We start from the raw sequence: 9076 nt of genomic DNA, 5'->3' as shown, positions 1-9076 counted from the left end.
GCGACGCGCCGCAGGTTGAGCTCCTTGTGATCGCGGCCGCTGCGGAACCACCGGTCGTGCGTCGGACCCCAGTCGGTGAGCAGGAACGATCCGGCGGGGAACAGGTGCCGACGCATGAAGCGCGTCAGTGTCGGGGCGACGTTCCACGCGCCGGTGGAGAGGTAGATGACGGGGGTGCCGGGGTGCTCGCGCGTCAATCGCTCGAGCATCACCGCCATGCCCGGGACGGGCTGACGGGCGTGCTCGTCGACCACGAACGAATTCCACGCCGCGAGGAAGGGGCGGGGAAGGAGGGTCACCATCACCGTGTCGTCGATGTCGCTCACGACGCCGAAGCGCACATCGGAGCCCACGATGAACACGCGGGTCTCAGCCGGCTCGCTGCCCTCGACCGACATCGTGATCGACTGCCACCCGGGTGCCAGCTTCGCGGGGAGCTTCGCATCGATCACGCCGCCACGATCGGCCGACACGGTGTGCGTGACGCCGTCGATCACGACGTCGACCTTCGCCATGCCGACCGGAACGGCCGCGAAGCTGCGCCAACCGCGCAGGCTCGCGAACTCCCCGGTGGAGGTGCGCTTGAGCGGTGGGGCGATCAGCACGCGTCCGAGGACGCGCACCCACTCCTCGGTTCCGTAGCCCGGAAAGCCGGTGACGGCGGGCCGGAGGTCGCGCGAGCGCGCCCTTCGCTCACGCCACCGGTGGAAGCGGCGCTCGAGTCGGGCGAACCAGAGCACCTTTGCGCGGGTGGAGCGAGGAGAACGAGGCATCGGCCTCAGTCTTTCACGTCACCGTCCGCGCGGCCGAGGGTGGGGACGTCATCGGCCAGATGACGTCGTTCTGCGCGCTCGATGAGCTTCTTTCCGACGAAGACGAGCACGAGGAAGACGACGAGGATGCCGACAAAGATGTATCCGGCGTAGTGGAGTCGATCCGCGAGCTCGCGGTAGGTGCCGGCGGCGGTGGCCGCGACCGAGATGTAGAGGCCGGCCCAGATGATGCAGGCGGGGGTCGTCCACGCCAGGAAGCGCCGATAGCTGTAGCCGCTCATCCCGACGGTTAGCGGCACGAGCGAGTGCAGCACGGGGAGGAAACGCGACAGGAAGATCGCCAGCCCTCCGCGGCGGCTGAGGTAACGGTCGGCACGCTCCCAGTTGCGCTCGCCCAGCTTCTGGCCCAGGCGCGATGCGCGGATGCGCGGGCCGAAGTACCGGCCGAGCCAGAATCCGAGGCTCTCACCCAGCAGGGCGCCCACCACGACCGCCGCGGCCAGCAGGACGCCCTCGAGCGGCGAGCCGACGGCGGTGCCCGCGACGATCACCATCGTGTCGCCCGGGACGACGAGGCCGACCAGCACGCTCGTCTCGAGCATGACCGCGAGACCGGCGATGACCGTACGCAGCACGGGATCGACGTTCTGGACGACGTCGAGCAGCCACGTGAGGATCTCGTTCACCTCCGTCAGCTTACGGGCCGCCGCTCCCGCCTAGCCTGGGAGCGTGCCGCACTCCGCCCCCTCATTCACCCCCGTCGAGTGGGTCGACCCCGAGGCGGTGTTCCTGCACCTGTTCGCCGACGCTCCCGACGCCTTCTGGCTCGACGCCGGGACGGGCGCGGCGACGGGGTGGAGCTGGATGGGCGCGGGGCGCCTCGACCCGTCGTCCCGGCCGAGGGAACAGGATGCCGCGGCCTCCGGCTCCGCACACGACGAGTCCGGGCCGTTCCGTGGTGGGTGGGTGGGGTGGGAGACGTACGAGGGGGAGTCCGCGTGGCTGCGCGTCGACGCCCTGCTCGCGTTCGATCACTCTCTGCGCCGGATCTACGCCGTGGGCGATCCCACCCTCGCGGCCCGCGTCGCGGAGGCGCCGACGCCCGACGAGGTCGACCCCGCGGAGGACCGGGGCACGGCATCCGCCCGCGTCACCCCCGACCGTTACGCCGAACTCATCGAGGCGTGCCGCGACCGTATCCGCGAGGGAGACGCGTACCAGCTGTGCCTCACGACGCGTTTCACCGTGCCCGGCGCGGTCGATGCCCTCGCCGTGTTCCGGCGGCTCCGCCGTGCGTCGACATCGCACCACGCCGGCTTCGTGCGCATCGGCGAGGTCGCACTGGTCAGTGCGTCGCCCGAACGGTTCCTCGTGGTGCGCGACGGCTCCGTGCACACGCATCCCATCAAGGGCACCCGGCCGCGGTCCGCCGACCCGGCTCACGATGCGGCGTTCGTCGAAGACCTGCGGACGGATGCCAAGGAGCGCGCCGAGAACGTGATGATCGTCGACCTGATGCGCAACGACCTCTCACGGGTCTGCGAGCCGTCGACGGTCGGCGTCGACCGGCTGCTCGAGGTCGAGACCTACCCGCACGTTCATCAACTCGTGAGCGAGGTGTCGGGCAGACTCCTGCCCGCGACCACCGTCGGCGACCTGCTCGACGCGACGTTCCCGGCGGGCAGCATGACCGGTGCGCCGAAAGAGTCGGCGATGCGGATCCTCGCCGGACTCGAGCAGAGCCCGCGCGGTCTGTACGCGGGTGCCTTCGGATGGATCGGTGACGACGGCGCCGCAGACCTCGCCATGGTGATCCGCAGCGTCGTCGTATATCCGGATGCCGCCTACGTCGGCGCGGGCGGGGGGATCACGTGGCGTTCGGTCGCGGCATCCGAGGTCGCCGAGGTGGGCATCAAGGCGCGGGCCCCGCTCGCCGCGCTCGGGGCCGAGGTGCCGCCGGGGTGGTGACCCCGGGTCCGATAACCTGGACGCTGGCCTCCGGGCCTCCCCGACTCACACGATTGGTTCTCCCGTGTCTCAGAACTCCGCACCCGACGCCCGCGACGGTGGCTTCGACACCCACGCCATCCAGGCGAAGTGGCAGCAGGCGTGGGCCGAGAAAGACCCGTTCCGCGCCGGCGGCGACGACGACACACGCCCGCGCAAGTATGTGCTGGCGATGTTCCCCTACCCCTCGGGCGACCTGCACATGGGGCACGCCGAGAACTACCTCTACTCCGACATCGTCGCCCGTTTCTGGCGCCACCGCGGCTACAACGTGCTCAACCCGATCGGGTGGGACTCGTTCGGTCTGCCCGCCGAGAACGCCGCCATCAAGCGCGGTGCCGACCCCGTCGAGTGGACCTACGCGAACATCGCCCAGCAGAAGGCGAGCCTCAAGGACTACGGCGTCTCGTTCGACTGGAGCCGGGTGCTGCACACCAGCGACCCCGAGTACTACCGCTGGAACCAGTGGCTGTTCCAGAAGCTGTACGACAAGGGGTTGGCGTACCGCAAGGACGCGCTGGTCAACTGGGATCCGGTGGATCAGACCGTGCTCGCCAACGAGCAGGTGCTGCCCGACGGCACGTCGGAGCGCAGCGGCGCCGTGGTGGTCAAGAAGAAGCTCACGCAGTGGTTCCTGCGCATCACCGACTACGCCGACCGCCTGCTCGACGACCTCAACCAGCTCGAAGGCTTCTGGCCGAGCAAGGTCATCCAGATGCAGCGCAACTGGATCGGTCGCTCCGTCGGTGCCGACATCACGTTCGAGATCGAGGGTCGCGCCGAGAAGATCACGGTCTTCTCCACCCGTCCCGACACCTTGCACGGGGCGACGTTCTTCGTCGTGGCGCCCGAGTCCGACCTGGCCGCCGAGCTGGCGGCATCCGCGGACCAGGGGGTGAAGGAGACGTTCGAGGCGTACCTCGCCCAGGTGCAACGCGCGACCGACATCGAGCGCCAGGCGACCGACCGCCCCAAGACCGGTGTGTTCCTCGGCCACTACGCGATCAACCCCATCAACGGCGAGAAGCTGCCGATCTGGGCCGCCGACTACGTGCTGGCCGACTACGGTCACGGCGCGGTCATGGCCGTGCCCGCCCACGACCAGCGCGACCTCGATTTCGCGCGTGCGTTCGACCTGCCCGTGCGGGTCGTCGTCGACACCCTCGCCCCCGTCACCGGTGCGATCCCCGTCATCGAGCTCGACGACGAGGGGGTGCCGATCGACCCGCTGGGCGACCTCGACGACACCGACCCGGTGAAGACCGGCGTCGCGTTGACGGGCGATGGTCGCATGATCAACTCCGGCTCGCTGAACGGCCTGTCCAAGCGTCACGCGATCGCGCGCATGATCGATGAGCTCGAGGCGAAGGGCGTCGGCCGTGCGGCCAAGACCTACCGCCTCCGCGACTGGCTCATCTCGCGTCAGCGCTACTGGGGCACACCCATCCCGATGCTCCACGGCGAAGACGGCTCGATCACGCCCGTGCCCGCCGACCAGCTGCCGGTCGTGCTGCCCTCGGTAGAGGGCCTCGACCTGAAGCCGAAGGGCACGTCGCCCCTGGGAGCGGCGACGGAGTGGGTGCAGGTCACCGACCCCGAGACGGGCCAGACGCTGCTGCGCGACCCCGACACCATGGACACATTCGTCGACAGCTCCTGGTACTACCTGCGCTTCCTCTCGCCTGACAGCTCGACCGAGGCGTTCTCGGGCCGCGAGGCGTCGAAGTGGGGCCCCGTCGACTTCTACATCGGCGGCGTCGAGCACGCGATCCTGCACCTGCTGTACGCGCGTTTCATCACCAAGGCGCTGTTCGACATGGGCCTGGTCGAGTTCACCGAGCCGTTCTCGAGTCTCATCAACCAGGGCATGGTCATCCTCGACGGCGCCAAGATGTCGAAGAGCAAGGGCAACCTGGTGCTGTTCCAGGAGGAACTCGACGCCCACGGCGCCGACGCCCTGCGCGTGGCCCTGGCCTTCGCCGGCCCGGTGGAGGACGACAAGGACTGGAACGACGTCTCGACCACGGGCGCGGCCAAGTTCCTCGCCCGCGCCCTGCGCATCGCGCACGACGTCGACAGCGATACCGACGTGGTCTGGGCCGAGGGCGACAAGTCCCTGCGCCGCGTGACGCACCGCCTGCTGGCCGAGGCGCCCAACCTCATCGAGCAGACGAAGTTCAACGTCGTCGTCGCCCGTCTGATGGAACTGGTCAACGCCACTCGCAAGGCGATCGACGGCTCGGCCGGCGTCAGCGATCCCGCCGTCCGCGAGGCCGCCGAGGTCATCGCGATGGCGCTCGACCTGTTCGCGCCGCACACCGCAGAAGAGATGTGGCAGACGCTCGGCTACGACGGTTTCGTGGGACTCGTGACCTGGCGCCAGGCCGATCCCACCCTGCTGGTGGAAGACAATGTCGTCGCCGTCGTGCAGATCGACGGCAAGGTGCGCGCGACCCTCGAGGTCTCGGCCAAGATCGGCGGCGACCAGCTCGAGGCGCTCGCCCGCGGCGACGAGCGCGTGCGCCGCGCCCTCGGTGAGCGCGAGATCGTGCGCGCGGTCGTGCGTCCGCCGAAGGTGGTCAGTTTCTCCACGAAGTAGCGCCGAGGCTGCGGTCGTTGAGCCACCGGAACCGGCATCGACCCTGATCGCCGGATGCCACGTCTCCACGCCCAATGGCGCGGGGGTCGCGGCATCCGGTGTCTCGACCGCTCAGGATGGCGAGGTGTAGGCGCTTCCGTCGCGGGTGCGGGTGAGCAGGCCCGCGTCGACCAGGTAGCGCCGCATCGACACGGGGTCGTCGGTGATCTCGGCGAGACGATCGGTGACCTCGGCCTCGGCGATGGTTTCGTTCGGTCTCAGAAGGCGGGTCGCGATGTGGGCGAGCACGTCCCGGCGGTCAGCCGCGCGCGAAGGGTAGGTCGACAGGCGTCCCTCGGTGAAGAATCGCGCGACGCCGTCGGGGCGCACGGGCGTGGATACCGCGGCGAGGGCGACGCGGAAGATCTCGGAGTCCGCCCGCCAGCCCCCGTCGACGGGGGAGATGAGTCCCGCCGCCTGCAAACTGTCGAGCACTCGGCGGCGTTTCCCGGGGGAGAGCGACGACAGGTGCGCGTCGACGGATTGCCCGAGGACGACGAGCGCGTAGACCTCACGCGCACGGTCATCGGCGAGGGCGGCGACGACAGGGCGCCAGGAGTTCGCGGACATCCCCCCAGGCTAGGGGCGGCTCCTCCCCGACGGACGAACTGCCGCGCTTGTGCACGGATCAGTTTCCGATCGTCACGGAGACGGCACGGCCCTTCGTAGCGTCCTCGTGTGACCTCTACCTCCGATCCCGCACCGAGCGAGAAGCTGGCACCTCGTACGCGCCTGGGCGTCGGCGCCGTCGTCGTGCTGGTGCTGCTGGCGTTCGCGGTCACGATCGGGATCGGCATGCTGCGCGGTGCGACCGGTGCCGAGGTCGTGGAGCCGGTGTCGACCGCCTCATCGTCTCCGCGCATGCCCGCCGAGGCCGGACTCTACGTTCACGTCGCCGGGGCCGTTCGCGAGGCCGGTCTGTACCGACTCGACGCCGGAGACCGGGTCGCCGATGCCATCGCGCGGGCGGGCGGCTTCGCCGATGACGCGGCACGCGACGGGGTCAACCTCGCGCGTCCGGTCGCCGACGGCGAGCAGATCGTCGTGCCGGTGACGGGGGCGGAAGCCTCGGGGCCCGCCTCCGGTGGCTCGGCGGCAGACGGACTGATCGATCTCAATACCGCCACCCCCGAGCAGCTCGACACCCTTCCGCGCGTGGGCCCCGCGATGGCCGACCGCATCATCGAGTGGCGTGAGACGAACGGCCGGTTCACCAGCGTCGACGATCTGCAGTCGGTGCCGGGCATCGGCGAGAAGATGCTGGCAGCCCTTCGCGATCTGGTGAGGGTGTGAGCGCGCGTCGCGCGCTTCGGCGCCGAACGCTGCGCCCGGTGTCGATCGCGGCGGCGACCTGGGTGTCCGCAGGGCTGACCACCGCGATCCCGGATGCCATCCTGCTCGCCGTGGGGCTCGGCATCCTGTCCTGCATCGCCACCGCCGTCCTGGTCTGGCGTCGGCACTCCGTGCTGGCCGTCGCCGCGGTCGCGCTCGCGTGCGCTGCCGCGACCGCGGGTACCGCCGCGTCGCTTGCTCCCGTGCGGTCGCAGATCGCCGCACTGGAAGCGGAGGGCGGTCGCTACCTCGAGCTCGACGTGACGGTCACCGGGCGCATCGACGGGTCGGCCGACGGGGGTGCCTGGTTCGACGCGGCCGCCTCGAGGGTGCGCGCGGGAGACGCGACCGTGGTCGGAGCCATTCCGACCCGTGTGCTCGTCGATCCTGCCGGGAGAGCGGCGCTCGCGCGAGCGAGCATGGGCAGCACGGTGTCGCTGTCGGGGCGTGCGATCCCGGTCGCGGCGGGGGAGCGTGCGGCGCTCGTCGTCCGGGCCGGCGAGGTTGTCTCAGCGACGGAGCCGACCGGCGTCTGGGCGTGGTTCGAGGGCCTGCGTGACGGACTCGTGGCCTCCACACGCGGTCTGCCGCAACCGGGGGCCGGTCTCGTCCCGGGGCTCGCCGTCGGCGACACCTCCAGCCTCGATGCGGCGACCGAGGCCGCCATGAGCGCGTCTTCGCTCTCGCACCTGACCGCCGTCTCGGGCGCGAACTGCGCCATCGTGGTGGGCACGGCCTTCGCCCTCTTCGCCCTGTGCGGCGCGCCCCGCGGTCTCCGCGTCGGTGGGGCCTTCGTCATCCTGGCCGCCTTCGTCGCCTTGGTCACTCCGGAGCCGAGTGTCGTCCGGGCAGCGGCCATGGCCTCGGTGGCGATGATCGCTGTGGCTCTGGGCCGCCCGGCGATCGGCATTGCGGTGCTGTCCCTCGCCGTCACCGTGCTGCTCGTCATCGACCCCTGGCTGGCTCGCTCTCTGGGCTTCGCGCTCTCCGCCGCGGCGACCGGTGCCCTGCTCGTCCTCGCCCGTCCGCTCGCCGAGGGGTTCGGTCGATGGATGCCGAGAGCCCTCGCCCTCGCCATCGCCGTTCCGACGTCAGCCCAGATCGTCTGCGGCCCGCTCATCGTGCTCATCGACCCGCACGTCCCCCTGCTCGGAGTTGCGGCCAACCTCGTCGCAGACCCCGCCGCGGCCCCCGCCACGATCGCCGGAGCACTCGCGTGCGTCGCACCGTTCCCCTGGTTGCGCGACGGACTGACGGCCCTGGCCTGGGTGCCCGCGGCGTGGATCGCCGCCGTCGCACACACGAGTTCTTCGGTCGCCGCGCAGAACCTCCCCTGGCCCGACGGACCGGCCGGGGCGATACTCCTCGCTCTGGTCGGAGCTGCCCTTCATCTGGTGGTCGTGCGTCCTGGACGCCTGCCCCGCCTCACGCTCCTCGCGTCGGCGGCGATGGCTGTCGTCCTCGGTCTGGTCCTGGGGAGTTCCGCCGTACGCACGGTCGCGGGGCCGCTCACCGTGCCCTCCGCGTGGCAGGTCGCCATGTGCGACGTCGGGCAGGGCGACGCGACGCTGTGGCGGTCCGGAGGCGCGACCGCTCTGGTCGACACCGGTCCCGATGCCGCAGCTCTCGATCGCTGCCTGACCCGGTTCGGCATCGACCGGATCGATCTGCTCGTCCTCACCCATTTCGATCTCGACCACGTCGGGGGGTCACCGGCCGCGGTCGGTCGGACCGCCCTCGTCGTGCACGGTCCGATCGACGGAGAAGCCGACCAGCGACTGCTCGACCGTTTCGCGGCGGCGGGCGCGCAGCTCCGTCAGGCGACGACGGGGACCACGGGGGCGCTGGGCGCCACGCGGTGGCAGGCGCTCGGCCCGGCACCCCGCACCCAACCTGGTAATGACGCGAGTGTCGCGATCGACGTCGCGGGCGCCGGTTTCCCTCGAACGGTGCTCCTCGGCGATCTCGGCCAGGAGTCGCAGGCGGCCCTATTACGGCGCGTGGACGTGCCCCGGGTGCAGATCGTCAAAGTGTCGCACCACGGAAGCGCAGACCAGGATGCCGATCTCTACCAGGATCTGCACCCGTCGGTCGGATTGATCGGTGTGGGTGCCGACAACAACTACGGCCACCCGACCGCCTCGCTCCTCTCGATGCTGAGGGCCCTCGGCACCGCGATCGGGCGCACCGACCAGGACGGAGCGTTGGCCGTCTGGCTCGATGCCGACGGCGCGCTGACGCTCTGGCGGGAGCACGCGGGGGCGCCGGAGAACCCGAGCCAGGCGCCGCATGAAACAGCGCGGGCGGGGGCGGGCAGGGGGCGGGA

Annotated in this window: 7 protein-coding genes; 4 read left to right on the top strand and 3 right to left on the bottom strand. The window is 70.6% G+C overall.

Annotated features, from left to right (window positions below; translation table 11 throughout):
* Positions 1-773, bottom strand: a 773-nt coding sequence (locus RWP81_RS11205) for a phosphatase domain-containing protein (protein ID WP_314456127.1), incomplete at its 3' end; no start/stop codon positions are given.
* Positions 774-778: 5 nt separating this feature from the next.
* Positions 779-1459, bottom strand: a complete 681-nt coding sequence (locus tag RWP81_RS11200; protein WP_314456125.1) for a DedA family protein — start codon at positions 1457-1459, stop codon at positions 779-781.
* Positions 1460-1502: 43 nt separating this feature from the next.
* Here RWP81_RS11200 and RWP81_RS11195 point away from each other — a divergent pair, with 43 nt between their 5' ends.
* Together RWP81_RS11195 and leuS are read left to right on the top strand one after the other, a co-directional pair.
* The gene (locus tag RWP81_RS11195; RefSeq protein WP_314456123.1) at positions 1503-2741 is read left to right on the top strand and encodes an anthranilate synthase component I family protein; all 1239 of its coding nucleotides are present in this window, start codon (positions 1503-1505) and stop codon (positions 2739-2741) included.
* Positions 2742-2805: 64 nt separating this feature from the next.
* Complete coding sequence (gene leuS / locus RWP81_RS11190) at positions 2806-5379, top strand: leucine--tRNA ligase (protein WP_314456121.1); 2574 nt, start codon at positions 2806-2808, stop codon at positions 5377-5379.
* A gap of 111 nt (positions 5380-5490) precedes the next feature.
* On the opposite strand, the gene RWP81_RS11185 is transcribed toward leuS, so the two are convergent.
* Entirely contained in the window at positions 5491-5988 is a 498-nt protein-coding gene (locus RWP81_RS11185) for a DUF2087 domain-containing protein (protein WP_314456119.1), read from the bottom strand.
* Between the two features lie 108 nt (positions 5989-6096).
* On the opposite strand from RWP81_RS11185, the gene RWP81_RS11180 reads away from it, so the two are divergent.
* Entirely contained in the window at positions 6097-6711 is a 615-nt protein-coding gene (locus RWP81_RS11180; RefSeq protein ID WP_314456117.1) for a ComEA family DNA-binding protein, read from the top strand.
* Positions 6708-9076 (top strand): ComEC/Rec2 family competence protein (locus RWP81_RS11175; RefSeq protein WP_314456115.1); only part of this gene is annotated, 2369 nt, incomplete at its 3' end. The genes RWP81_RS11180 and RWP81_RS11175, both read left to right, overlap by 4 nt.

It is taken from the genome of uncultured Microbacterium sp., assembly GCF_963521695.1.
Lineage (GTDB): Bacteria > Actinomycetota > Actinomycetes > Actinomycetales > Microbacteriaceae > Microbacterium.
The sequence above is the reverse complement of the archived record's forward strand: the minus strand, read 5'-3'. Positions and strand labels throughout refer to the sequence as shown.